Origin of the sequence: Paenibacillus anaericanus, from assembly GCF_003994475.1 — a bacterium.
GTDB classification, from domain to species: domain Bacteria; phylum Bacillota; class Bacilli; order Paenibacillales; family Paenibacillaceae; genus Fontibacillus; species Fontibacillus anaericanus.
This window is the reverse complement of sequence record NZ_RZNY01000015.1, coordinates 78,113-103,150: the sequence shown is the minus strand read 5'-3', so window position 1 is coordinate 103,150 and position 25,038 is coordinate 78,113. Positions and strand designations below refer to the sequence as shown.

Annotated in this window: 34 protein-coding genes and 1 pseudogene; 29 read left to right on the top strand and 6 right to left on the bottom strand. The window is 36.7% G+C overall.

Going from position 1 to position 25,038, the window contains the following annotated elements:
• The first annotated feature begins 31 nt into the window (after positions 1-31).
• The 8 genes from dapB to EJP82_RS17760 all read left to right on the top strand — a co-directional run bounded on the left by dapB (position 32) and on the right by EJP82_RS17760 (position 4,713).
• Positions 32-775: a 4-hydroxy-tetrahydrodipicolinate reductase gene (gene dapB / locus EJP82_RS17795; protein WP_170220222.1), complete on the top strand. Its 744-nt coding sequence runs from the start codon at positions 32-34 to the stop codon at positions 773-775.
• Between the two features lie 36 nt (positions 776-811).
• Entirely contained in the window at positions 812-1,498 is a 687-nt protein-coding gene (locus tag EJP82_RS17790; protein WP_127193420.1) for a DinB family protein, read from the top strand.
• A gap of 49 nt (positions 1,499-1,547) precedes the next feature.
• A complete protein-coding gene (locus EJP82_RS17785; RefSeq protein WP_127193419.1) occupies positions 1,548-2,048 on the top strand; it encodes a GNAT family N-acetyltransferase in 501 nt (166 codons plus the stop codon).
• A gap of 31 nt (positions 2,049-2,079) precedes the next feature.
• Positions 2,080-2,463 (top strand): VOC family protein, encoded by a 384-nt coding sequence (locus tag EJP82_RS17780; RefSeq protein WP_127193418.1) that lies wholly within the window; start codon positions 2,080-2,082, stop codon positions 2,461-2,463.
• A gap of 42 nt (positions 2,464-2,505) precedes the next feature.
• A complete protein-coding gene (locus tag EJP82_RS17775; protein ID WP_127193417.1) occupies positions 2,506-2,994 on the top strand; it encodes a dihydrofolate reductase in 489 nt (162 codons plus the stop codon).
• Between the two features lie 33 nt (positions 2,995-3,027).
• Positions 3,028-3,561: a cysteine hydrolase family protein gene (locus EJP82_RS17770; RefSeq protein ID WP_127193416.1), complete on the top strand. Its 534-nt coding sequence runs from the start codon at positions 3,028-3,030 to the stop codon at positions 3,559-3,561.
• A 76-nt stretch (positions 3,562-3,637) separates the two neighbouring features.
• Positions 3,638-4,240, top strand: a complete 603-nt coding sequence (locus EJP82_RS17765; RefSeq protein WP_127193415.1) for a class I SAM-dependent methyltransferase — start codon at positions 3,638-3,640, stop codon at positions 4,238-4,240.
• A gap of 50 nt (positions 4,241-4,290) precedes the next feature.
• Positions 4,291-4,713, top strand: a complete 423-nt coding sequence (locus tag EJP82_RS17760) for a hypothetical protein (RefSeq protein WP_127193414.1) — start codon at positions 4,291-4,293, stop codon at positions 4,711-4,713.
• A gap of 119 nt (positions 4,714-4,832) precedes the next feature.
• Here EJP82_RS17760 and EJP82_RS17755 read toward each other — a convergent pair whose 3' ends face one another.
• The 6 genes and pseudogenes from EJP82_RS17755 to EJP82_RS17730 all read right to left on the bottom strand — a co-directional run bounded on the left by EJP82_RS17755 (position 4,833) and on the right by EJP82_RS17730 (position 12,016).
• Positions 4,833-6,287 carry an alpha/beta hydrolase family protein gene (locus tag EJP82_RS17755; RefSeq protein ID WP_127193413.1) on the bottom strand — a complete coding sequence of 485 codons (1,455 nt, stop codon included), beginning with the start codon at positions 6,285-6,287 and terminating at the stop codon, positions 4,833-4,835.
• A gap of 185 nt (positions 6,288-6,472) precedes the next feature.
• Positions 6,473-7,488, bottom strand: a pseudogene (locus EJP82_RS17750) (alpha/beta fold hydrolase).
• Positions 7,489-7,619: 131 nt separating this feature from the next.
• Positions 7,620-8,600 carry an alpha/beta fold hydrolase gene (locus tag EJP82_RS17745; RefSeq protein WP_127193412.1) on the bottom strand — a complete coding sequence of 327 codons (981 nt, stop codon included), beginning with the start codon at positions 8,598-8,600 and terminating at the stop codon, positions 7,620-7,622.
• Between the two features lie 191 nt (positions 8,601-8,791).
• Positions 8,792-9,763, bottom strand: a complete 972-nt coding sequence (locus EJP82_RS17740; protein ID WP_127193411.1) for an alpha/beta hydrolase — start codon at positions 9,761-9,763, stop codon at positions 8,792-8,794.
• 214 nt (positions 9,764-9,977) lie between these two features.
• The gene (locus tag EJP82_RS17735; RefSeq protein ID WP_127193410.1) at positions 9,978-11,345 is read right to left on the bottom strand and encodes a sensor histidine kinase; all 1,368 of its coding nucleotides are present in this window, start codon (positions 11,343-11,345) and stop codon (positions 9,978-9,980) included.
• The gene (locus EJP82_RS17730; RefSeq protein WP_127193409.1) at positions 11,342-12,016 is read right to left on the bottom strand and encodes a response regulator transcription factor; all 675 of its coding nucleotides are present in this window, start codon (positions 12,014-12,016) and stop codon (positions 11,342-11,344) included. The genes EJP82_RS17735 and EJP82_RS17730 overlap by 4 nt, the downstream gene beginning before the upstream one ends.
• A gap of 164 nt (positions 12,017-12,180) precedes the next feature.
• Between EJP82_RS17730 and EJP82_RS17725 the strand changes: the two genes are divergently transcribed.
• The 21 genes from EJP82_RS17725 to EJP82_RS17625 all read left to right on the top strand — a co-directional run bounded on the left by EJP82_RS17725 (position 12,181) and on the right by EJP82_RS17625 (position 24,950).
• Complete coding sequence (locus EJP82_RS17725; protein ID WP_127193408.1) at positions 12,181-12,849, top strand: Yip1 family protein; 669 nt, start codon at positions 12,181-12,183, stop codon at positions 12,847-12,849.
• A 445-nt stretch (positions 12,850-13,294) separates the two neighbouring features.
• A complete protein-coding gene (locus EJP82_RS17720; protein WP_127193407.1) occupies positions 13,295-13,861 on the top strand; it encodes a GNAT family N-acetyltransferase in 567 nt (188 codons plus the stop codon).
• Positions 13,858-14,817: a hypothetical protein gene (locus EJP82_RS17715; protein ID WP_127193406.1), complete on the top strand. Its 960-nt coding sequence runs from the start codon at positions 13,858-13,860 to the stop codon at positions 14,815-14,817. Before EJP82_RS17720 ends, EJP82_RS17715 begins: the two co-directional genes overlap by 4 nt.
• A gap of 62 nt (positions 14,818-14,879) precedes the next feature.
• A complete protein-coding gene (locus EJP82_RS17710; protein ID WP_127193405.1) occupies positions 14,880-15,470 on the top strand; it encodes a class I SAM-dependent methyltransferase in 591 nt (196 codons plus the stop codon).
• Positions 15,470-16,237: a hypothetical protein gene (locus EJP82_RS17705; RefSeq protein WP_127193404.1), complete on the top strand. Its 768-nt coding sequence runs from the start codon at positions 15,470-15,472 to the stop codon at positions 16,235-16,237. The genes EJP82_RS17710 and EJP82_RS17705 overlap by 1 nt, the downstream gene beginning before the upstream one ends.
• A 32-nt stretch (positions 16,238-16,269) precedes the next feature.
• Positions 16,270-16,842: a histidine phosphatase family protein gene (locus tag EJP82_RS17700; protein WP_127193403.1), complete on the top strand. Its 573-nt coding sequence runs from the start codon at positions 16,270-16,272 to the stop codon at positions 16,840-16,842.
• Positions 16,843-16,887: 45 nt separating this feature from the next.
• On the top strand, positions 16,888-17,397 hold the full coding sequence (locus EJP82_RS17695; protein ID WP_127193402.1) for a hypothetical protein: 510 nt from the start codon (positions 16,888-16,890) through the stop codon (positions 17,395-17,397).
• A 40-nt stretch (positions 17,398-17,437) separates the two neighbouring features.
• A complete protein-coding gene (locus EJP82_RS17690) occupies positions 17,438-17,818 on the top strand; it encodes a VOC family protein (protein ID WP_127193401.1) in 381 nt (126 codons plus the stop codon).
• Positions 17,819-17,854: 36 nt separating this feature from the next.
• Positions 17,855-18,322 carry a DUF4362 domain-containing protein gene (locus EJP82_RS17685; RefSeq protein ID WP_127193400.1) on the top strand — a complete coding sequence of 156 codons (468 nt, stop codon included), beginning with the start codon at positions 17,855-17,857 and terminating at the stop codon, positions 18,320-18,322.
• A 54-nt stretch (positions 18,323-18,376) separates the two neighbouring features.
• Entirely contained in the window at positions 18,377-18,877 is a 501-nt protein-coding gene (locus tag EJP82_RS17680) for a DinB family protein (protein WP_127193399.1), read from the top strand.
• Between the two features lie 30 nt (positions 18,878-18,907).
• The gene (locus EJP82_RS17675; protein ID WP_127193398.1) at positions 18,908-19,168 is read left to right on the top strand and encodes a DUF2164 domain-containing protein; all 261 of its coding nucleotides are present in this window, start codon (positions 18,908-18,910) and stop codon (positions 19,166-19,168) included.
• Positions 19,169-19,257: 89 nt separating this feature from the next.
• Entirely contained in the window at positions 19,258-19,758 is a 501-nt protein-coding gene (locus tag EJP82_RS17670; RefSeq protein ID WP_127193397.1) for a P-loop NTPase family protein, read from the top strand.
• 63 nt (positions 19,759-19,821) lie between these two features.
• On the top strand, positions 19,822-20,340 hold the full coding sequence (locus EJP82_RS17665; RefSeq protein WP_127193396.1) for a GNAT family N-acetyltransferase: 519 nt from the start codon (positions 19,822-19,824) through the stop codon (positions 20,338-20,340).
• Between the two features lie 47 nt (positions 20,341-20,387).
• On the top strand, positions 20,388-20,936 hold the full coding sequence (locus EJP82_RS17660; protein ID WP_127193395.1) for a DNA topology modulation protein: 549 nt from the start codon (positions 20,388-20,390) through the stop codon (positions 20,934-20,936).
• Positions 20,937-21,000: 64 nt separating this feature from the next.
• Complete coding sequence (locus EJP82_RS17655) at positions 21,001-21,480, top strand: hypothetical protein (RefSeq protein ID WP_127193394.1); 480 nt, start codon at positions 21,001-21,003, stop codon at positions 21,478-21,480.
• A gap of 18 nt (positions 21,481-21,498) precedes the next feature.
• Positions 21,499-22,245: a metallophosphoesterase family protein gene (locus tag EJP82_RS17650; RefSeq protein WP_127193393.1), complete on the top strand. Its 747-nt coding sequence runs from the start codon at positions 21,499-21,501 to the stop codon at positions 22,243-22,245.
• Between the two features lie 44 nt (positions 22,246-22,289).
• Positions 22,290-22,823, top strand: coding sequence for a hypothetical protein (locus EJP82_RS17645; protein WP_148125751.1), 534 nt, complete (start codon positions 22,290-22,292; stop codon positions 22,821-22,823).
• A gap of 20 nt (positions 22,824-22,843) precedes the next feature.
• Positions 22,844-23,278, top strand: a complete 435-nt coding sequence (locus tag EJP82_RS17640; RefSeq protein ID WP_127193391.1) for a GNAT family N-acetyltransferase — start codon at positions 22,844-22,846, stop codon at positions 23,276-23,278.
• A gap of 20 nt (positions 23,279-23,298) precedes the next feature.
• On the top strand, positions 23,299-23,784 hold the full coding sequence (locus EJP82_RS17635; protein WP_127193390.1) for a GNAT family N-acetyltransferase: 486 nt from the start codon (positions 23,299-23,301) through the stop codon (positions 23,782-23,784).
• 39 nt (positions 23,785-23,823) lie between these two features.
• Positions 23,824-24,354: a hypothetical protein gene (locus EJP82_RS17630; protein WP_127193389.1), complete on the top strand. Its 531-nt coding sequence runs from the start codon at positions 23,824-23,826 to the stop codon at positions 24,352-24,354.
• A gap of 35 nt (positions 24,355-24,389) precedes the next feature.
• The gene (locus EJP82_RS17625) at positions 24,390-24,950 is read left to right on the top strand and encodes an AAA family ATPase (protein ID WP_127193388.1); all 561 of its coding nucleotides are present in this window, start codon (positions 24,390-24,392) and stop codon (positions 24,948-24,950) included.
• Positions 24,951-25,038: the final 88 nt, after the last annotated feature.

Below are 25,038 nucleotides of genomic sequence, written 5' to 3'. Positions count from 1 at the left end.
TGGAAGGATCATCCTATGTGGAGGTGTTTGTATGATTAGAGTAGGCATTGTTGGAGGAACAGGGAAACTGGGTAAGGATATAATTAGGTTATTAATTGAACATACAGAAATTACATTGGGTGCTGTTGTTGCCAGAAAGAATAACCCATTTGCAGGCAAGGAATTGGGCTCATTAATCGAAAGTCAGATTACAGATATCATAATCCAAGATGATATTCTTGGAGCGAGTGAGAAATGTGATTTATATATTGATTGTACAAATGTTGACTCTTTTATGGAAAATTATGATGCATATGTTCTTGGTAATAAACCAGTCATAATAGCAACTACAGGTTTTGAGTCTAAGGATATGGAGAAAATTAATTTGCTTGCTGAATCAATTCCTGTTGTTGTTTGTCCTAATTTCAGCATTGGAGTATACAAATTCCTCAAATTAATCAAACTGGCAGCCAGTGAATTTTGTATAGATGCAAATATTGATATATTAGAATATCATCACAAATTCAAGAAAGATAAGCCAAGTGGTACTGCAATAGAAATAGCCAAGACAATAAGAGAATCAGGTTTTGAAGAGCAAATTAATGTACATAGTGTAAGGGCAGGAAATATTGTTGGAGAACATAGTGTTTTGTTTACTACAGATGATAACGAAAGAATTGAGATTTCACACAAGATATATTCTCGAGATGGCTTTTCCAGGGGAGTAATGGAGACGATAAAATGGATTATAGATAAAGATGTTGGATTGTACGGAATTGAAGATATATTTAACTAACACTTTAATCTTATCATAATGAAAGCTGGGATTGAGATGGATTTGCAACAAAGGCAGTTATGGAATGAGGATCACAAAAGATTAACAAGTATTATACAAAAACCAACAGAACATGAGAAAACAATTGAACTTTTTTTAAATCAACATGCCTTGTTATACTCTTCCAAGATGGATAATTCACAGGTTAATACTTTAGAGGATGAATTGTTAAATAATATTACTGATGAGACATTTCGAAAATACCCAGTTGTATCTCCAGGTACAAAAAACTCAATTGTATGGCACATTTGGCATATTGCTCGGATTGAGGATATGACTATGAATATTCTTGTAAGTAATAATGATCAGGTTTTGGATTCTGGGGAATGGAATAAGAAACTAAAGATAGATTATATTCATTCCGGAAATGAAATGATAGAGATGGAAGTAGCAGAGTTAAGTTCTAATATAGATATAAATGCTTTGTTATCGTATCGTATTGAAGTGGGTCGGAAAACACGGGCAATAATAAAGTCGTTACAACCGGGTCAATTTAAACAGAGTGTAGAGTCTGTAAAAATAAAAAAACTATTGGATCAAGGAGCAGTTAAGAAGGAAGCAACATGGTTACTGGAATATTGGGGGAAGAAGAACATCGCTGGTCTAATCCTTATGCCAGCAACCAGGCATAATTTTCTTCACCTAAATAAATCAATACGTATTAAGGATAAAATTCAGAAGTAATATTATGAATATTGTAACTGCTTAAGATTCTATTTTTGAGGTGAACCTAATGAAGATTATTCTTAAAGAATTAATGCCAATTGAAAGCCAAGATGTATTTCATATGATTCAAGAAATCGGAGAAGGGCAAAATGGATTTGTAAATAACTTATATTCTGATGACCTACAAGTATTTCAAGAAAAACTAAATAGAAATCATGGGATGTCACAAGGTATTAATTTGCCCGGAGGGGCCGTGCCTCAAACCATATTCTGGTTCTATATTGAGGACAAGCTTGTTGGGTACGGGAAGATGAGACATTATTTAAATGAAAAATTACAAGAACATGGTGGACATATTGGTTACATAATTCGTCCCTCGGAGAGACGAAAAGGATATGGGGAAATTGCCTTAAAAGAATTAGTAATCAAAGCGAATGAAAAAGGAATTCAAGAGTTATTACTTACATGTGATGAGTCTAATATTGCGTCAAGAAGAGTAATAGAATCAAATAAAGGAATACTAAGTGAAATGAAAGATGGAATATGTAAGTACTGGATAAAGGCGTAATTCAAAATATAAACTAAAGAAGGTAATGAACATGAGGATTGAACATATTGCCCTTTGGTCAAATGACCTTGAACAAATGAAATCATTCTATATGAAATACTTTAAGGGAATTGCGAATGACAAATATACAAATAAAATGAAACAATTTGAGTCTTATTTTTTGGTCTTTGAAGATGGAGCAAGAATTGAATTGATGAAGAAACCAGAAATACTAAAACACGACAATAGGTTAACTTTATTTGGGTACGCACATATTGCATTTTCAGTAGGCAGTGAAGAAAAGGTAATCGAACTTACAGAAACATTACGAAATGATGGATACACCATTTATAGTGAGCCGAGAACTACAGGGGATGGTTATTTTGAAAGTAGTATTCTTGATCCTGAGGGTAATTTAATTGAAATAACAATTTGAGATGCAAAGATATGAAAGTGAAACCTGAACTGGAGGTGTTATATGATAATCTCATTGATTGCGGCTATATCGAAGAATAAAGTAATTGGAATGGATGAAGTAATTCCGTGGAGTATACCAGGTGAACAAATACGATTTAAGGATTTAACGCTAGGTAAATCAATCATCATGGGAAGAAAAACGTATGAGTCGATAGGTAAACCATTACCAAATAGAAGGACCATTATTGTTTCAAGAAATCCAGAACTATTAGTTGATAATTGTCTTACTGTAAGGTCACTTGATGAGGCATTCAGATTGTTAAAAGAGGAGGAAGAGATTTTTATTGCGGGTGGTGGAGAGATTTACAAGGAGGCATTACCACAAGCAAACAAAATCTACCTAACCGTAATAGATAAAGAAATTGAAGGGAATATCTACTTTCCTGAATTTAATAAAGAAGATTACATAACTACTTATGAAAAGAGGAATGACGGTGAAATGCCCTATACATACTACACATATGAGAGAAAAGAGAGTATTGTAGTTTAATATGAACTAAATTTATACTAGGGAGATATGGAAATGAAAAATACAGCACTCTTAGTTGTAGATGTTCAAAATGCATTAGTGCAAGCACAACCTTTTGAAATAGAAAAAGTGATAAGTAATATAAAAAGATTAATTACGACATGTCGAGAACATAGCGTAGAGGTAGTTTATATTCAACATAATGATGAAATCGGTGATGAATTAGAACCAAATACAGAGGGCTGGAAGATACATAGTGAGATAAGTCCAAATGCAAATGAAACAGTAATAAATAAACACTTTAATTCTTCTTTTAAGGATACGAATTTAAAAAACTATTTGGATAGCAAAGGAATAGATCAATTAATAATTACAGGTCTGCAAACAGAATACTGTATAGATACTACTTGTAAAGTTGCGTTTGAGTATGGGTATAAGTTAATTATTCCAGAGAAAACAAACACCACATTTGATAATGGAAATATGTTAGCGCCGGATTTGTATACATATTATAATACCAATATTTTTAAAGGCCGATTTGGTATTGTAGAAGATATTGAAGTGACTATAGAAAGATTAAAAGCCTAGACATCAAGAGCCCCAACCTGAGGATAAGAACTATCTAAGGTGGGGCTTTTTTAGGCAAAAAGGAGGATGTACTTATATGAAGATTGTAAGTGTTCTCGAACATTATGAATTACTCATTGATGAGGGTAATGATCCTATACAAGATCCTCCACAACTACAAGCGTATATGAACAGGTGGGATGGACCGTCTTTTTTCAATGAATTAAATCCTGAGAATAAAATAGTTTTAGAAATTGGAGTTGGAACGGGAAGAATTGCAAAGACCGTATTAAGCATGGGCTGTGAATTTCTTGTAGGAATTGATATATCACCAAAGACGATTAACAGGGCTAGATCTAATCTAAGTTCGTTTTCTAACATTGAACTAGTGATGACGGATATAATTAATTACAATCGTCCGAACACATTTGATCTAGCATACTGCGTACTGACATTTTTGCACATAGAGGATAAGAAGAAGGCGTTAAGTAACATTTACAATGCACTTAAGGATGAGGGGACGTTTGTTTTATCTGTTAGTAATGACGATGAGTGGATTGAGTGTGGTGATAGAAAGATAAAGCTTTACCCAGCTGGAATAGAAGAATATGTTCGTCTTTTCCAATTAACTGGTTTTCAAATTCAATCAATACAGGAAACGGAAAGTAAATATGAAACGATTATTACAGGTAAGAAGTAGACGTACTACTAACACTGTTGGTGTGGCTGTTAAATCCGATCGGAGGAATAATGAAGAAGACAAAACTGTTTATATTTATAGGTATTATGATCGTTATAATAGGTAGTATTTTTGTTTATAGTAATTTATCTGAAAATGTAACAATAAGAACTGTGAGTACATTAATAGAGAAGGTTGATCGGGGGGATATTAAGGGGGAGCTGAGTAATGAACAGGTGGATTCAATAAAAGAAATGTTTGCATTCTCTGATCATAATGAATTAGATAAACCTAGAATAGACATAAGAAGAACCTACAAAAACAAAGATGAAGAACAATTAATCGCGACATTTGAAGTGTTTCAATATAGTAGCAACAATCAGCTTGAGAATATATACGTAGGGCATTTATCTTTTACATTAGTGAAGAAATCAATCTTCAAATGGGAAGTAGTAGATGTTAAGACTATAAGTACGATGAAGAAACAATTGTGATGAGATCTTAGCTCTTAGGGATTCTTACAATCAAACAGTGAAAAAACCGTCCTTTTGGACGGTTTTTGTATCACTTATACATATTCAAAATAGTGGAGGGATCTTATTTTGTTTCATCATCAAAGGTCACCCGGACTTATAAATTTCACCTCTGGATACATGTCGTTCGGCCCCTGAATAAGATTTCCACCCGTTCCTTTCAGTTGCTTATTAAAGAAACCGAGTACATATTGATTTACGATGCTTGATCCTCTTTTACCATTTATATCTCCTGTTATCCCAGTCAGTTTAATCAACTCAGAATAGAATTGAAGGTCCGTGAAATTAAAGTGTTGGGTTCCTTCTACATAAATCGCACTTCCCCCCTGATTGATAACATTTTTAAAAATGTGCAGCTCATCTGAAAGTTGTTTAATTATTTCGTTATCCGAATTTTTATCATTTTTAAAATCTACTAACCAGTCTTTAAAACTTCCCGATCTTATGAACATAAACGGCTTGTTTATAACATCTCTATTTTCCACTTCAAATAGTGACCCATCCATATTAATCCCGGCCTTGATTCTATGATCTAAATAAGTTGCATTAAACGCCGTTGCACCCCCAAAAGAATGCCCCATCACGCCTACGTTATTTAAATCTATTTTCCCTTTAAATTGACTTTCGATTGCACCTGAATTTAGCTTTTCAAATTGATTGATTACAAACTCTACGTCTTGTGTCCATATATTTCCAACTCTTTTACGATCATCTAGTGTTGTATTCTTTGTTTTATAGCCCGTTACACTGCCATTGGGAAAAATGGTAGCAAAGGTGCTATACGTATGATCGATTGTGACCACGATAAACCCATGACTGGCAAGATTCTCGGCTTGTGATGCATGTAGAACTTTACTGGTTCCCATGCCATGAGATAGCAGTACCAAGGGATAAGGACTTGTAGAAGGTAATATTTCTACATTTTCATAAGAGTTGGTTCTACTGTACTTCCAGTAATCGAACACAAAATCGGGAAGGTTTAAAGAATTAGAGTATGTCTGAATATACTTTTTGAACATTTCTTTATCTTTTGGAAAAAGAGCTTCACGCTTGTTGTTATTCCTATTTTCAGTAGGATACCAAATTTGAACCATTAGCTCCCGCTTATCGCCTTTATCTTCAGTTAAGACTTCATCTCTGTTCTGATCCGTAAAATGAAATGTTTGAGTACCCACTTTCTCTGGACCCTCAGGCTTTGGCAAATCAAAGACAGGCAAGACTATAGATAAGCTGGTAGATACAACAATGAGAATGATGATGAGGGAAGATAAACTATATTTCAACAGCTTCCCTATTTTTAGATTCACCATCTTTTTGGAATGTCTGAATAAAACGATGAGTATGAATAGAACCGTCATGATATATACCAAAAGCAACTGCCATCTGTATCCTTCAACAAACAATTGAACTACTAATATAACGCTACTTCCTATACCCAAACCCAATCCTGTTTTCTTTGCACTTCTTTTAATAAACAATAAATCTACGAGTAAAGCGAAACAGGATAGAACTAAAAGTATTTCAAATAATCTCATATGTAACCCTCTCTTTCATCAATGGAATATCCTAATTCAAGCGTGAGCGGTTAAGACCTGGGAAATAAAGTATGCGGCAGGACGCCGGCCGAATTGGACAAACTGTGTAAAACCGTCCCAAAGGACGGCTTTACATATCGCTTATTAGCGTCTGGAAAATCGTGGATGAAACTTACTCCGTACACTTATTTTGCTTCTTTCATAAATGATCTAACGTCCTCAGCGATTTCTTTGAATTTGGTATGGTGCAAATAATGGGATCCATCCATGGTTATTACTTTTCCATGTATCGAGTCTTTGATCTGCCCTTCATGCAGAGGTATCCATCCTTTTACACCTTGATTATCTGCTTGTACAAAGAGTAGAAGCGGAAGGTCTTTAGGGAATGTTAAGCCCTGAGCCCCTTTGAAATTGGAAGAAATATGGTCCATCTCATTCAACATCGTGGAACTATTCGAGTTTTTATTCGACTGCATTTTCATCTGCTCTACGGTGTGATCATCAAATGCGAGTTCAGCGTAGGGGTCACCACCAAATTTGACCGCCAATCTTTGGAGACCTGATTTTTTAAGAAATGCAAAGGTTTTTAATGGGAATTTAACATCCATACCCGGTTGTGTTGGAACACTGCTANTGGGAATTTAACATCCATACCCGGTTGTGTTGGAACACTGCTATCGATTCCGACAAATGCAGTCACCTCGTTTGGATATTTGTTCACATAATCAATGCCGTAGATGCCTGCAATGGAGTGGCCCATGAGCATGTATCGGTTAATGTTAAGCTGCTGTAGCGCTTCATGAACTTCACTTACGATATTCTCTGTGGTTCGTTCTTTTTCAGTTCCATCACTTAATCCATAACCGAAAGGTTCAACTGCAACAACTTTGTAGAATGGAGATAATTGATCGATGAGCAGCTTAAAATCAAGCGCTGGTGCAGCTGTTCCATAACCAGGCAGAAGCACGATCGTTTCCTTACCTTCGCCTTGAATTAACACATTCATATTTTTCCCGTCTACAGATACGTGCTGGCCGTAGGGCTCTATTTTCCCTTGCTCCGATTTTGTGGCGAACACATTCACGATAAATACAATGGCTAGAAAAAGCACGATGGCAACGGCTATAGCTCCTAAGGTTTTGAGTAAAATGCGCAGCGGCTTACGCATCCTCTTTTTCGTTACCTCTTCTTTTGGTTTCATGTTCATCTTCTCCTGTCATTCTTCTCTATATTGGGCTGCCTTGAATAAGAAGCCGTTAAGAGAAGCATATACGCCGAAGATGTACTCCCCATGACGTCAATATGAACGGAATATGAACTGGCCTAGTACACTTATTTTATTTCTTTCATAAACGCTCTGAAGTTCTCTACGATTTCTTTGGCTTTGGTACGATGTATATAATGATCTGCTTCAAACCGCATCACTTTTCCATGTACAGAATTTTTTACTTGCGCTTCATGCTCCGGTACCCATCGATCCGTTACTGGATGATTCGCTTGGATAAAGAAAATAATAGGAAGATTTTTGGGGAATGATATGCTCTCAGCTGCATTAAAATTAGAATACATATGTTCAACTTCATTTATTATGTTCGCATTAAACATGTTTTTGTGCATAAGAATTCTCATTTGTTCTTTCGTTCCATCATCATAGGGAAGTGCAGCTAATGGGTCCGTACCCAATTTCATGGCTAATCTGGAGAGACCTAATTTTTTGAGCCATTTAACCATTTCGAGCTGGGACGATTCAACCTTCTCCGTTAGCGTCGGAACACTGCTATCGAGCCCGACAAATGCAATAACCTCGTTTTCGTATTTATTCACATAGTCGAGTCCGTAAACCCCTGAAATGGAGTGTCCCATGAGAATATAACGTTCAATGTTAAGACCTTGTAAGGCATCGTGAATTTCACCGACAATATTCTCTGTGGTCCGTTCCTTTTCGGTTACATCACTTAATCCATATCCAAAAGGCTCGACAACGACGACTTTATAAAAGGGGGATAGTTCTTCGATTAGCGGCTTAAAATCCAGTGCGGGTGCCGCTGTTGCAAGACCAGGTAGGAGTACGACGGTTTCTTCGCCTGTTCCTTGGATCAGAACATTCATATTTTTACCATCTACAGATACGTGGTGACCATAGGACTCTAATCTTTTTGATTCTGATTTATTACATAAAATATTAACGGTATAAACAATAGCAAGAAAAAGCACGATAGCGATCAATATTGCTCCGATAACTTTAAGAAACATGTTTCGTACTTTATTGGATCTCGTTCGATTCCTCGTTTTCAATTCCGCTTGGTGTACCATTCGCATCTTCTCCTGTTCATAAATCTGTTTATTGGGCTAGCCTACAAGAGGCCTACGAATGAAAGTGTAACCAATGAAGATGTACTCCCCGTGACAACAATATGAACCGAGTATGAACAAGCAAAAAAAAGGCCGCGTCATCCTATGCACAGCGAAAAACCGCCCAAAGGACGGTTTTCTATATCACATTTTTACTTTGCTACTTTCATAAATGTTCTCACGTTTTCAGCGATTTCTTTGAATTTGGTATGGTGTAAATAATGGGATCCATCCATGGTTATTACTTTTCCATGTACCGAGTCTTTGATCTGCCCTTCATGCAGAGGTATCCATCCTGCTACACCTTGATTATCCGCTTGTACAAAGAGTAGAAGTGGAAGGTCTTTCGGGAATGTTAAGCCTTGAGCCCCTTTGAAATTAGAGGAGATATGATCCATTTCATTCAAGGTTGTGTCATTATTCATGTTTTTAAATGAAATCATTTTCATTTGTTCTACGGTTTTTTCATCAAATGCCAGTCCTGTATACGGGTCTGCACCTAGTTTCATCATCAATCTTAAGAGACCTGATTTTTTGAGGAATTCTAATTTTTTTAATGGGAAATTGACATCCATACCCGGTTGTGTTGGAACACTGCTGTCGATTCCGACAAATGCAGTCACCTCGTTTGGATATTTGTTCACATAATCAATTCCGTAAATACCTGCAATGGAATGGCCCATGAACATGTATCGTTTAATATTAAGCTGCTGTAGCGCTTCATGAACTTCACTTACGATATTCTCCGTGGTTCGTTCTTTTTCCGTTTCATCACTTAACCCATAGCCGAAAGGCTCAACCGCGACAACTTTATAGAATGGCGATAATTGATCGATGAGCAGCTTAAAATCAAGCGCTGGTGTAGCCGTTCCAAAACCAGGCAGGAGTACGATCGTCTCCTCGCCTTCGCCTTGAATTAACACATTCATATTTTTCCCGTCTACAGATACGTGCTGACCGTAGGACTCTATTTTTTCTTGCTCCGAATTCGTGGCGAACACATTCACGATAAATACAATGGCTAGAAAAAGCACGATGGCAACGGCTATAGCTCCTAAGGTTTTGAGTAAAATGCGCAGCGGCTTACGAATCCTCTTTTTCGTTACCTCTTCTTGTGATTTCATGTTCATCTTCTCCTGTCCCTCATCTCTTTATTGGGCTGCCTTAACGAGCCGCTAAGAAAGCTTATACGAAGAAAATGTACTCCCCATGACGTCAATATGAACTGAATATGAACAAGTAAAAAAACTGCGGCCCACATACAAGGAAGTTTGCATGTGGCCGCAGTAGCATGGAGAACGCGGTTTAGTCAATCTGATGGATACCCGGTGAAACTAACTAATCAGTTGGCGTAGTGATTGGCAAGGCGATAATGAAGGTTGTTCCTTGACCAAGCTCACTTTCCACTCGGATGTCACCTTGATGGAGCGATACGATCTGTTTAACGATGGCGAGTCCCATACCACTACCGTCATACTTACGACTGTGGGAACGATCGGCCTTAAAAAAACGCTCAAATATACGCTTCTGATACTCAAGGGGAATACCAATGCCAGTGTCAGATATTCGGACTGTCACATTTTTGATATCTTGTTTGATGCTTACGTTAATTACGCCGCCATCTTCGGAAAATTTGATGCTATTGCCGAGGATATTCGTCCATACCTGATTTAACAGGTCATGATCAGCGGTTACTTTAACGGTCTGTAAATCAAGCTCGAAATGTATGTTGCGAGCAGACCATTGCGGCTGGAGCGCCACGAGTACCCGCCTTATTTGTTCATCAAGGCTGAGTGTGAAGAGCCGAAGTTGCTGTGACTGCGATTCAAGCAAACTCAGCTTTAGCAGGCTATCGCTCATTTTGGACATCCTCTTCGCTTCAGCGATGATAATATCAAGATAACGGCTTCGTTCGTAATCTGAGAGGTCAACTTTCTTAAGCGCTAGAGCATAACCGGATATCGAAGTAAGCGGAGACTGAACCTCGTGCGACACGTTCGTTACGAATTCCCTGCGCATCTGCTCAAGTTGCTGCAAATCGTGCATCATTTCTTCGAAGCTGCGGGCCAAAGTACCCAACTCACCCGTTTGCTTAATATTCAGCTTGACGTTGAAGTCTCCAGCTGCTATCTGCCTAGTCGCTTTTGTCAGTTTTTTGATCGGCGTTACCAAGAATATAGAGGCAACCAGAATCAATAAGCTTCCTGTAATCAACGAACAGGTTGCAAAGATTATTGCCCACCTTATGACAAAAGAGGCGGAAGGTGGGGAGAGCATCTCCAGAAACATCGCTTTCGTTCCCATTTCCGTTTTCAACGGCAACCCTAAGAGGACCGTAGCAATACCTCTCGGAGAGTCTTGAACAACTCCTCCGTCTAATACTTTCTGTAGTTGCTCCATCGTCACATTGCTAGGTTTCTGTCCGTTAGGTTTTCCGTAAGACTGGAACTGGCCCGTTGCTTCGTAAATTCGAATATGATAAGAATTGAGCTGCTTCATTCCACTTACGAACGAGTCCGCTTCACTTAACGGAAGGATCTTATAAATCTGGACAATGTCTTGGCCAAAGTTACGTAAGTTGATTTGAGCGTTTTCGTTCAATTTTCCTTCAAATATCCAAGTTGACACATAGAAAGAAATGATCGTACCCGCGATGACCGAGACTAGAAATGTCAAGACAACACGTATATATAAGGATCTGATCATTCGTATACCTCAAGCCGGTACCCAAGCCCGCGTACCGTTTCGATACGGAAATCGGGTGTATTTGCGAACCGTTCGCGCACGCGTTTAATATGTACGTCTATGGTTCGATCATCTCCAGCATAATCGATCCCCCAAATTTGATCGATCAACTGCTCGCGTGTATAGACTTGTCCGGGTGTTCCAGCGAGCTTATATAGCAATTCGAACTCTTTGAGCGGCAAAGTGAGTGATTCCGTCCCTCTCGTCACCTTATATGTCTGCCGATCAAGAATGACGTTGCCGATCTGGATCGTCTGCGTGGAACCAATCCGGTATCGTTTCAGTAACGCCCTAACACGAACCGTTAACTCTAACGGATCGAATGGTTTCGTCAAATAATCGTCCGTCCCAAGTTCGAAGCCTTTCACTTTCTCCCATGTTTCGCCTCTCGCAGTCAGCATAAGTATCGGAAGATCAGGATTGGCTTTTCGGAGCTCCTTGCATAATGTCCAGCCATCCATAATAGGCATCATAATATCGAGTACGACAAGATCGACATGCGTTGAGGCGTAAATGGCTAGTGCTTCTTTACCATCCGCGGCCTCGGCAATTTCGAATCCATCGTTGCGTAGAAACAAACAGACGAGTTCACGAATGTTCGCATCGTCGTCAGCAACTAGTATAGTAGGCATCGGTTCCCTCTTTTCCTGTTTCCACCCTAAATAGTAATAATCATTATACTACAAATCGTTTCGAATTCATCGGGGCTATTCCCTTTGGGGTTTCGGGATGTATAATAATGGAATGACAAAGGTAGGAAAAATAACCCATATTTTAAGTAAATAAGGAGGAAATCATGGAATTGTTAAAAGACGAACAAAGACTCCATGATGCTAATGGAAGTAATGGAAATGATCGATGGAATATTTGGCTTAAGATTTGGATCAGACCCAGAGAGACGATGAGGCGTATTCTTAATGAACCAAACAATGTAGATCAGGTCATTGTACTCTTGCTAGTAGGAGGGTTTATCTACGGTTTGAATCAATCAGTCCTAAAGAATTCAGGTGATTCAACATCATTATGGTCTCTACTTTTATCACTAACATTCGCAACGATTATAGGAGCAATTATTTACTATTTTGTAATCGGGGGATTATTTTACTGGGTAGGTAAGTTGTTAGGTGGAACTGGTTCATATCGAGATGTTCGTTTGTCATTAGCTTACGCGTACATCCCTAGTGTAATAACACTGGTGACTTGGATCCCATCCCTTATCTTGTTTGGCAAAGAAAACTTTACTTCAGAAACTCCAAGGATGGATAGTAGTATTGGTTTACTCATCATTTTTTTAATTTTTGGAATAATTGAGTTTATTATAGGCATTTGGAGTGTTTTTATTTTCTTAAAATGCCTTGGGGAAGCTCATCGGTTTTCTGCTTGGAAGGCTTTGTTAACGTTTATATTACCATTTATCTTACTAGTAATACTTGGTGGAATAATCGCAGTAGCTTTAGGTGGATAATTTGTAGGTGAAGGTGGTTGGCAGATGGATAAGTATACAAAACCAAACTGTCATCTTATATCCATCATACATATTATCCGTGTGTACAAAGTGGGGAGTGCTGTCTATGGGAGAACGATTATATTACCTTATTGAATTTATTGTATTTATTGGAATTGGGGTCTATTCTCTATTTAAACCAGAGTACCTAAAGAAACTAATAAGTAATAAACTTGTAGTAAGGATACTTGCAGTGGTATGTCTGGCTTATGGTTGTGTGAATCTTTATAATTTTTTGAATTACTAATTCATATTGCGATATGTATAATAATGGAATAAGTCCAGTCGACTCGACAAATGACCCAGTCTAAGATAAAAGCTATCTAAGGCTGGGTTATTTCGTGAATATGTGAACGTTGTTGTGGGAAAGATCTTTGCCAATTACCTTGAAAGGAAGATCTAGAATATGATTATAGAAACCGACAGGCTTTTTATAAGTGATTTTAAGGAGGAGGATTGGTCGAAGGTTCATAGTTACTGTTCCGATGAAGAGGTAACAAAATATACATTGTGGGGCCCCAACTCAGAAGACCAAACGAGGGATTATATTAATAGCTCTATTTTAGCTCAGTATATAAAACCTAGAGAAAAGCATGAGTTAGCAATAACTATCAAAACTACTAATGAACTAATTGGTAACTGTTGCTTAAACATTGAGGGGAGCAATGCTGAGATTGGGTACTGTTTTTCTAAGGAATATTGGGGAGACGGGTTTGCTACAGAGGTTGCAAATGGACTGTTAAAGTTTGGCTTCAACCAAATGGGACTTCATAGAATTTATGCGACGTGTAGACCACAGAATACCAGCTCAGCAAGAGTAATGGAGAAGATCGGAATGAAGAAGGAAGGCCATTTAAGAGAACATGTTAGATCCAAGAATAATTGGCAGGATTCGTTTGTTTACTCAATACTTATACAAGAATTTGAATCTATTTTGAATAACAATAAGACTACTTCTGGGATAATTCTATGAAAGCTATCGTAGTCTTATCGTTGCTTCTAGTACTTATGGGATGCTCGGGTGGGTTGAATTCAAAAGACGAACCTATCTCGCCAAATGCCACCAACTCCACTAATGAACTCAAACAACCAATCGGAATTGAGACTACGGACGTAACATTCAATGATTTTATTGTACCTTCAGAATATCAATTAAAGCGGAATCTTAGTCATTCTGATATCGATGCTACGTACAGATTATACGAGTTCGAAGTGGGCAACTCTCTTCAAGAGATAGAGGATTGGATAAGAAGTGAATCATCTCGCTTGGGTGGAGAAATTATGGAGCGATACACGTTTGATACTAAGTCTGAGGAGAGTATGGATTTAATCGTTCTGTTACCCTCCAAAGTCGGAACGAGAATAATTAGCACGTATACTCCCCGATACATGGACAAGAAACACTTAGTAATTGAAGAAACACTTATTAAGCAACCCAGAACAATTGACCAAAATTACGAAGACCATGCCTTAGTTATATATACTCCTACGGAGAATGGATTAATAAAAGAATCATTTAAAGGTAATTACTATCATCAACATACCGATATTTTTTCAGTCTATTTCTATACACAAGCATTTTTCCAAGAGTTAATTGAAGTTAATAAATACAATCTAGAACTTAAATATGATATGACCAAAGATGAGTTGGATTATACTGTTGGATATTTTGATAAGGAAGGAAATGAGATGGATCCATATGACATAACGGATGAGAATCGTGATGAATTTACGTTCGGGATTCAACTAAAGAAAGATTTCCTACCCCGTGATGAAACCCAAAGAGAATTGATATTATTCAATTGGGCAAAGACAGTTTTAATTGGTGACAAAGCGGATTCACGAGTGTATGAAGGTAGTGAGAAAGTTAATTTTTTATCTGCAGGAAAAGTGTTTAAATCATTTACATTATACGAGTTAGTGACTTGAAGAAAATTGAACTGAATTATTGGACTGATGATATACCAAAAAATCTGGGAGGAGCTTAGCGCATGAGTATTTTAGAATCACTAATCGAACAATCGAAGAATCCCAATAAAAGAATAGGCAAAATCATGTTAAATATCATGAACAAAGCTCATATGAGTAGAACAAAGTTTGCATTAAATAAGCTAAGCATAAAAGAAGGTTACATCCTATTGGATATCGGTTGTGGTGGAGGGGAAACCATACGTGAAATGTCCAAAATGAACACCGATATAAGAATATTTGGGGTTGATTACTCGGAGACATCCGTAAATTTATCAATTGATAGAAATTCTAAAGATGTGCAGTTTGGGAAGGTTGAAATAGTTGTAGGAGAAGTATCAAAATTACCCTTCGAAGATAATTATTTTGATATCATTACAGCAGTTCAGACCCATTACTATTGGCCCGATCTTAAAAATGATGTAAAAGAAGTGTACAGAGTGATGAATACAAATGGGAAACTCTTAATTGCTGCAGAAATATATAAAATTAATTATCATATGGAAGGTTATAAAACAAGTGATGAAGTGAAAGAATTGCTGCAAAGTTTAGGATTTAGGAAAGTGACGATAGAAGAAGATGGAAAATGGCGATACGTTATAGGAGAAAAATAATGCTAGCAAATCAATTAGACGGTAAAGAAACTATACATAAAGTTAGACTCTTAAGAAAAATGTATTTGGCTGGGCTATTGGGCGGGAAAGTGATGCCTGAGGACGCTAATCCAGGTTTAGACAGGGATTCTGCAACCAATTACTTATATTTCACTTTACCGATGGCACTTAACTATCAACGTAATTCATACACACTATGGGATTCAGCACAAAAATCCTTTAACGATAAAGAAACTGTTGGAATATTTAATCCTAGTTATGTAGCATCAATAGATGAGAATGAATTGAGAGAACTACTATTGAAACATAAGCTAGCGCTGCAGCCAAATAAGCATTGCGCTACTTGGAGAACATTATGCCAAACTATACATACTCACTTTGAGGGTGATATCCGAAATTTATTTATTGAGTGCGATTGGTATATCCCGAATATTCTTGAGTATATCCAAAAGTCGCATAAACAGCATTTTCCGTACCTGAGTGGTCCAAAGATCTGTAACTATTGGCTATATGTTATTAGTAACTATACGGGTGCTAAATTGTCTGGAAAAGAGGCATTGTCAATTGCCCCTGACACCCATGTAATTCAATCGACAGTACGTTTAGGTTTAGTAGAAGAAAGAGATATAAATGACAGTAATATTCAAAGTAAAGTAAATAAAGTTTGGAAGGATCTTTTAACTAACACGGAATTGTCGTTAATTGATCTCCATACTCCCTTATGGTTGTGGAGTCGTAATGGATTTAAGGAACTAGTAGAAAGTTAACCAGGGACACCAACAATTATATGGAGGTATTTATGAACACTTATATTTATATGGTAAGGCACGGAGAATCACTTAAAACGGAGGGGAACGAGAGAACACGAGGGCTAACTGACAAGGGTAAGACGGATGCCCATATAATAGCTGAATTATTAAAAGATGAGGGAATAAATACGTTCGTTTCAAGTCCGTATAGTAGGGCAAGTTTAACTATAGAGAATTTAGCCCATTCATTAGGTAAAGAAATAGTAGTATTTGAAGATCTTAGAGAAATAGACTTCTCAAGCGATGATAAGATATTGGATGATAAAGAAGTGTACCCAGCAGTAAGAAAGATGTTTGCTGACCCAGACTTCTCGTTGCCTGGAGGGGAGTCTATTACGACTTGTCAGAAACGATCTATAACTACCTTGAAGCAAATTCTAAGGGAATATAAAGGTCAGAAAGTTGTACTAGGAACTCATGGGGCAGTTATGACATTAATGATGGGGTACTTCGACAGTCAGTACGATCTGGATTTTTTATTTAAAACTTCGAAGCCCGATATTTACAGAATGGAATTCGATGGGGAAGTATTGAGGGAAACCAAGAGATTATGGCAAGGTTAATTACAGCAGTGTGCCTGAAATCCTCAATAGAAGGAGAACAATAAAATGCGACTCCACAGGATGATTCCCTTTTTACTTTTATTTTTCACCATGGGTTGTTCAAGTTCAAGTCCCGTTTTCGCACCACCACCTTCAGTTTCAAGTAATCTAGAACCTAAAAGCAAGATGTATAGTGACGGATCCATGCATATTGAAGAGAAGGCAACTTCACTTGGAATTGTGCCATTCGATACGACAGATACAAGTGGAAATGATAATGTTGACTTTGATTATTTAATAGAAGAAGTTCCTGAAGTAGAAGAGTATAAATTAATGAAGCAAGGGATTAATCCAGATTACGATTTTTATATTTATGAAAATCCAGAGGCAATCTTTCTTAAAAGTACTGATTGGGAGAGTGAATACTATATAGTAGAAGTTGGAGAGAGAACTGGATCAGAAACGATTCATATTTGGCATAAATTTGCGGTTGAATATGAACTAGAAGATGTCTTGATCTATGATAGTTCAACTGGAAAATACATAACGTTAGATGAATGGAGATCGAAGAAGTAGCGAAGCATAAACGATCATTATAAAAGAAGGTGCATAGCGTATGAATAATGGGTTCTCACACTGCCTACAAATCTTTCCGACGATCAATATTAACAGAACAGCAGAATATTATGAGAGATTGGGGTTCAGAGCTGTCTATTATCTAGATTCGATAGAGCCACATGTATGTTTATATCGGGATTCAATAGAGATTATTCTAACACAGTCTAAGCAAGATATATTTGTACCCAATAGAGTAAGTCATGGATATGGTTATGACGCTTACTTTATCGCAACTGAACAACAAGAAATAGAACATGAGTTTATAAATCTAGGTGTTAAGATCGTGCGCCCATTATCAACTACTGATTATTACAATAATGAATTTGTATTTGAAGACGTTGATGGTCGATGGATTGCAGTGGGTAATAAGATATTATAGATGAGCAGAACGAGAATATATCGGAGGGTGAACTAGATGAAAAAGTATATTTTATTACTAAGCCTGTTACTTGCTGTTGGATGTTCTAATAACAAAGTAAATAACGAAGTTCAAACACCTCTAGATTATACTTTAGAACAAGCAGAGAAGAATGGTGACATTATCGTGGGTCCTTCGGGTCAAAGGAATACGGAAAAAATGGATGATTTCATATCAAGCCACAATAATAATGAGAAGGCAACATTAAGAATTGCTACTTATACTGATGAAGGTGATGCAATTCTATATGACTTAAGTACAGACGAAGATACAATTTATTATTCAAGTGACAATACTAGAGACGCTTTCGGTGGAGATGTTGGAATTAAGAAGACAACATGTAAGAACATAGTTAAAGAAGAAGATACAGAAACCACATTATATATTATCGAGGGATGTAAAGATCGTATAGGACCCTATGATTCGGTAAGAGATATAGATATAGTATTAACATTAGTAAAGTAGTATCTCCTTGGCTCTCAGAGGTATACACTTTTAGTAAAACGAAGGAGGACTTACATGCAAACATTTTTCCGTTATAACTGGACGGTAAGAGAACAATGGTATCAATGGTGTGAAGATGTAATGTATGATGAGTTGATTCGTGAACGAACCGGTGGTGTGGGTAGCATATTGCAAACTCTATTTCACATTATTGATGTTGAATGGAGTTGGATCCGTATATTACAAGGAAAGCCAGACTTCCAAGAAGATTTTGAGAATTATAAGACTTTAGATAAACTTATAGAACTAGATCTTAAGTTTCGGCCTGAGGTAGAGGAATTTGTTGAAGCATGGAACGAAAGCATGGAGAAGCGCCCTTGTTATGATCCCCAGCCTGATGGAAATGTAGCTATAGATGCGTGGGGAGAAGTTATGCGTCACGTGATTGCACATCAGATCCATCATATGGGACAATTATCGGTATGGGCGAGAGAAGTTGGCAAGAAGCCAATATCCGCAAACGTCATTGGTAAGGGTCTCATTAAACTAGAAACAAAAGTTGAAGATAACGGATAAAATTCTAGTGTCCAAGTGGAGGTTATCGATATGGTCATGTCTATCAAATTAGCTAAAGAACAAAAAGCAGAAATTATTAATAACATTCAAGCCTATTTTGAAGAAGAACGATCCGAGAGCATAGGGGAATTAGGGGCGGATCAATTAATTGATTTTATGATACAAGAATTAGGACCGCACATTTATAACAAGGCAATTGAAGACTCAAGAAAGCTAATAACTGAAAAAATGAATCAAATTGATGATGAGTTATACACATTAGAGAAGCCTATTAAAAACTGGAAAAGATAGCTTTCAGACAAAAGACGCCTCAGCCTAAGATAAGAGTATCTATGGGCGGGGCGTTTCGTAAATACTCAAATATTGTTAGGGGTGATCAGATGGGGTTGAAAATACATATAATAGGCGGTGCTGGAAGTGGTAAGTCCTACATAAGTGAGAGATTGGCTCAGCAATTAAACATTCCTCATTATGATTTAGACGATATATTTTGGGATAATACCTCGTATAGTTATGGTGTTAAAGCCGATGAGGATTTACGAAACCAACGCTTTCAAGAAATAGTAGACTGTGATTCATGGATAATTGAAGGGGTATATCTGGGGTGGATTAAATCGAGTATTGAAAGGGCCGATAAGGTATTTATATTACAACCAAATATGAAGCTTCAACATAAACGTGTTATTTTCAGATTTATTAGGAGAAAGTTGGGTCTCGAACAAGTAAAAATGAAGGAAACGTTCAAAGGACTAAGAGAACTATTGAAATGGAATAAAGGATATAACGAGAAGAAACTTCCGAGTTTTATTGCTTCGCTAGACCAATACAAGAATAAAGTAATAGTAACGACCGATAGTGAGGACATATTTAAATACATATAAGATGAAGAATGCCCCTATGTTATTTGTGGGTAGATAAAATATTAAATTGTTGAGGTGATGTTGATGAAGTTAAGGAGAGCAGAACCAAGTGATATTGAAGGGCTTGCCTATGTTAGTGTTGAGACTTGGAAAACCACATATGCTGGTTTAATTTCAGATGCATTTTTATCAACTTTAACTGTAGAAGGGCGCAAGGAGATCTGGGATAGGTCTTTCAAGAATCTTAATATAGATGAAGTAACATTTGTATTGGCTGATAATCAGGATAGAATAATAGGATTTGTAAAGGGTGGTCGCTGTAGAGAAAGTAATTGTGATTCGGCCGCAGAGGTTTATTCAATATATATATTGAAAGAGTTTCAAGGAAGTGGGTATGGAAAATTACTATTCAAAGAGATGGTAGAACATTTAATAGGAAGCCATTATCATACACTTAAAGTGTGGGTTCTGGAAGGTAATCCAGCAGTACACTTTTATACTAATTTAGGAGGCCAGATAGTTGGAAAGAAAGAAATAAAGATAGGAGAAGAAACACTCATAGAATTAGCAGTACAGTGGAAGGACATTAAAGATATACGCTAGCTGTAGGAATGGGACGAAACAAGTTGAATGTTAAAGAGGTCATACATATGAAAATAATGATCATTGGCTCGAGTGGTTCAGGTAAGTCAACATTTTCACGGGAAATAGGAGAATTATTAAAGTTGCCTGTGTATCATCTAGATGCTTACTTTTGGAAGCCAGGCTGGATTCAGACTCCACATGAAGAATGGGAGAACTTTAATACACGTTTAGTAACGAAAGAGGAGTGGATCATTGATGGCCACTACGGAAGAACGGTTGAAATTCGAATGCAGGCGGCGGATGTTATTATTTTCTTTGATTTGTCTCCGTGGATCACAACATACAGAGTAATTAAGAGAAGAGTTCAGTATCATGGGAAGACAAGACCAGATTTAAATGAAGGTTGTCCAGAGTCGTTAGACTGGCAATTTATAAAATATGGTTGGAATTTCCGCAGGGATAAGAGACCTGGAATAATTGAAAAACTTAAGAAGCATTCATCGGATTCAAAAATCATAATAATTAAGAATCGTAAGGAGTCAAGGTTGATAATACAAGCACTAAGAAGTACAGGTAAAAGCTATTTAGAAGATAAGGAGAACGCCCCAGACTAAGATAATAGTTATCAAAGCCTGGGGTATTTCGTGAATACAAAACAGCTGCTTGAAAGGAGAGCATATGTCGTTTTACAACAACTATCCACTAAATTCGAACCAGGATATATTTTCGAAAAATTCAACGGGACGATATTTTGCCTATTTATCGAACAGGAGCAAGTGTTTATCTTTTTTATCAAATAACATAGAAGACTTTGATTTTAATAGCAACGAATTATATAAGGCGATGCCAATGGGTTACACGACACTAACCATTTTAGAAAGGGCGTTTCTTATTGATGGTGAGGGTATCAAGACATGGCCTGTTGAGAACGAAGGAAAAATCTACATTATTAGAAATGAAATGGTGCCGAAGCATTACTGGGGTCAAGACCAGAAGGAATATCATTTACTTCTTGAGTCATTTAAGGGAACCTATGCATTAAAGAATGCAACGAAGTGGTGTGAGGATTTATTTATAAAAATTAGTAACGAAGAGAGTAATAGTAACGTTTCAAAATTAATAGGGGCTGTAGTAGTAGAAGAATTTAACTGGCATTAGTTGAAAAGGAGAAAACTTATGACTCAATCCATCGCAATTATTTCAGATATTCATAGTAATAGTATTGCACTAGAGGCTGTATTAAAGGATATTTCAGCTCGCGATATTAAACTAATCGTTAATTTAGGAGATAGTTTGTTCGGTCCGATTGATCCAGTAGGTACGGCTCGTCTATTAATGAATAATACAGATGTTATAAATATTATGGGGAATTGCGATCAGATTCTTTTAAAGGAAGAAAGTGATTCTGCTACATATAAATTTGTAAAACCATTTATCAATGATGAGATCAAGCAGTGGATCAGATCATTTAAAACCACATGGGAGTTTGAAACCATTCTGTTCTGTCATGGAACACCGTTTTCAAATGAACAGTATTTGTTAGAAGAAGTAAATGAGATGGGTGTTCAATATAAGAATCAACAGCAACTTTCAATGGAACTTGAGGAAGTGCCACATCATTACATTTTTTGTGGTCACAGTCATGTATTTAGAACAATATATTTACCTAGTGGTAAGTTGATTGTGAATTCTGGAAGTGTAGGGTTACCTGCCTATGATGACGAGGCACCTTTTCCGCATGTGATGGAATCTAACTCCCCCTATGCCGATTACGTTATTGCTCATAAGACTGAGGATGGAAATTGGAGTATTGAACATATAATGATTCATTATGACTGGGATAAAGCTAGTTCTATTGCTGAAGATAATGGGCGAAGAGATTATGCATTTGCAATAAAAACAGGCAGGGCATTAAGGGAGTGATGCCCCAACACAACTGAATTTTCTATTATAAAAGGAGATCTATGATGAAAAGGAAATGGTTGCTGTACATTATTATAATTTTATTATGTTCAAACCTAATTACGCTCTATTTTTTATGGAATTCTAGACCAGTCGTTGAATCACAAAAGGATACTAATAATTTTGTTCTATATGAATTAGAGGGAAAGGGAGACAACTGGCAGGTTAATGATTATAAGGTTCTCAAAACGACAACGAAAATCAAAAGAAGTTTAGCCAGATTAGTGTACCTAGGAGAAAGCAATCAACTAGATCAATCAACATACTTTACATTCCAGGTCATTGAAGAGAATAAGGTCGTATACTCGAATGAATACACAAGTGAAGGTGGATCCATTAGTATATTATTAAACATTGATGATTTAGGCTCAATTGAGAGTGAGTTAACTAAGTTCGATATGGATATCAGCCGTGAAAATATTGAAAACACAGAAATTAAATTGATATGGGAAGATAACAATGGAAAAATAAACGAAGAAACGATTAAATTATCTATAATTGATGAGGTATCAGACGTTTATCTAAAACCTAACAAATAATCATTGAAAGTGGGATCACCATGATTACTATACAGCAAATTAAAACTGAAGATTTAGAAGATCTATGCGAACTCTTCGATGAGCTAATTAGCGAAAAGACAAATTACACAAAACTAGTAGAGGTATTTCAAACTATAGAGAACAATGATAATTATATTATTCTTGGTGCATTCAATGAGGATGGATTAGTTGGTACTCTTATGGGGATCATTTGTCATGATTTTGTAGGAGAATGTAAGCCATTTATGGTAATCGAGAATGTTATTGTGTCCAATCGTGCTCGAAGACAGGGAATTGGGAAGAAGCTAATGTTAGAAATCGAAAGGATCGCCAAAGAAAGAGATTGTTACTATATCATTTTAGTATCGGGGGAACAAAGAAAAGAAGCCCATGTGTTTTATGAGAAGTTAGGATTTAAGGATGAAAAAGTAGAGGGATATAGAAAACATTTATAGTAAATGGAGGGCTCAAAAATATGATAACTATTCAATCGGTCGAGTATCATCAAAAATCAACATTACGGAACCTTATTGAACTATATAAATACGATTTTACTGAGTATTATCCAGAGGATGTCAATGAGAATGGTCTATATGAATATAAGTATTTCGATCATTATTGGACCGAGACCGGTAGACATCCATATTTTATTCGTGTAGAAGGTATACTGGCTGGATTTGCTTTGGTAAGGGAGATCGAAACTACGGATAATAGTACAATTTATTCAATAGCTGAATTCTTTGTAATGAAGAAATATAGACATCAGGGGATTGGCCAATATGTTGCAGCCGAATTGTTCAATAAATTTAATGGAGTTTGGAAAGTTGCTCAAATTGAAACGAACAAACCTGCTCAGAAATTTTGGAGAAAGACCATTGAGGGATATACAAATAACAATTTTCAAGAAATTAGAGAAGATGGGTGGGATGGACCCATTCAAACATTTTCGACAATAACCTAATAAAGCAGAAGATAATTCAGACTAGAAGGAGCAATTAATGTGCTGAGAAAAGAAGCATTCATCTTATACCTAGTTCTAGTAATGTTCGTATCTGGATGTTCGTCAAATTCGCTAGAGGGTATGCAGAAATATCAAAACGATAAACAAGGAATAGAATTTAAACTTCCAGAAGACTGGACGGTCACAGATAAATCAATGGGGCAAGGGATTACATGGCTAGTTGTTTCAGAAGATGAATATATTGAATTAGAAGGACACACTGGGCCATTTATAAATATCTATGGCTTCAAACCTGGTGATATGAGCATTATTTCTGAAAAATTGGAATCTCTTAGAGAGATTAGTGATGGTAAGGATTTAACTGAAACTACATCAAAAATAGGAGGCAAGGAGGCTATAAAATTTGTAACCGAAGAGCTTGGTGAAGGGAACGAAAAAGGGAGAATCGTATTTTACATAATAGACGATAAGGACATGTCGATGTTAATTGAGACCATTGAATTAGCAGAAGATCACGATAATAGTATAAAGAAAATGGACAATACAATTAAGTCGATAAAGTTTAAATAATAATCAAAATACATAAGATTCAAAAGGGAGGACACATGAAATTCATTATCATTTTTGGGCCACAAGCAGTTGGTAAGATGACAGTAGGGCATGAGCTAGAGAAAATAACGGAATTAAAACTTTTCCATAATCATATGACTATTGAATTAGTTTCTCCCTTTTTTAATTATGGTACAGCTGCGGGAAAAAGATTGGTTGGTTTATTTCGTCGGGAGATATTTGAAGAGGTTGCAAAGAGCGATTTAGAGGGATTAATTTTTACATATGTATGGGCGTTTGACTTGAAAGCTGACTGGGACTATGTTGATAAAATATGTGATATTTTTGAATCCAAGGGCGGGGTTGTTTACTTTGTCGAGCTGGAAGCAAATTTAGAAGAAAGGCTTGAGCGTAACAAAACCCCACACAGATTAAATCACAAACCAACAAAAAGAAATATAGAGCGTTCTGAACATGATTTAAGAAGTACAATGGAAAAATACAGATTAAACTCTTATGATGGAGAAATCCATAAGGAAAATTATATTAAAATTAACAATACTGAACTAAGTCCCGAGGAAGTCGCAGTGATCATCAAGGAGAAGTTTCATCTATAGACTACACATGACCCAGTCCAAGATAAGAGCTATCTATGGCTGGGTCATTTCGTGAATCGAAAAATATTGAGGAAGAATATCTTAAATA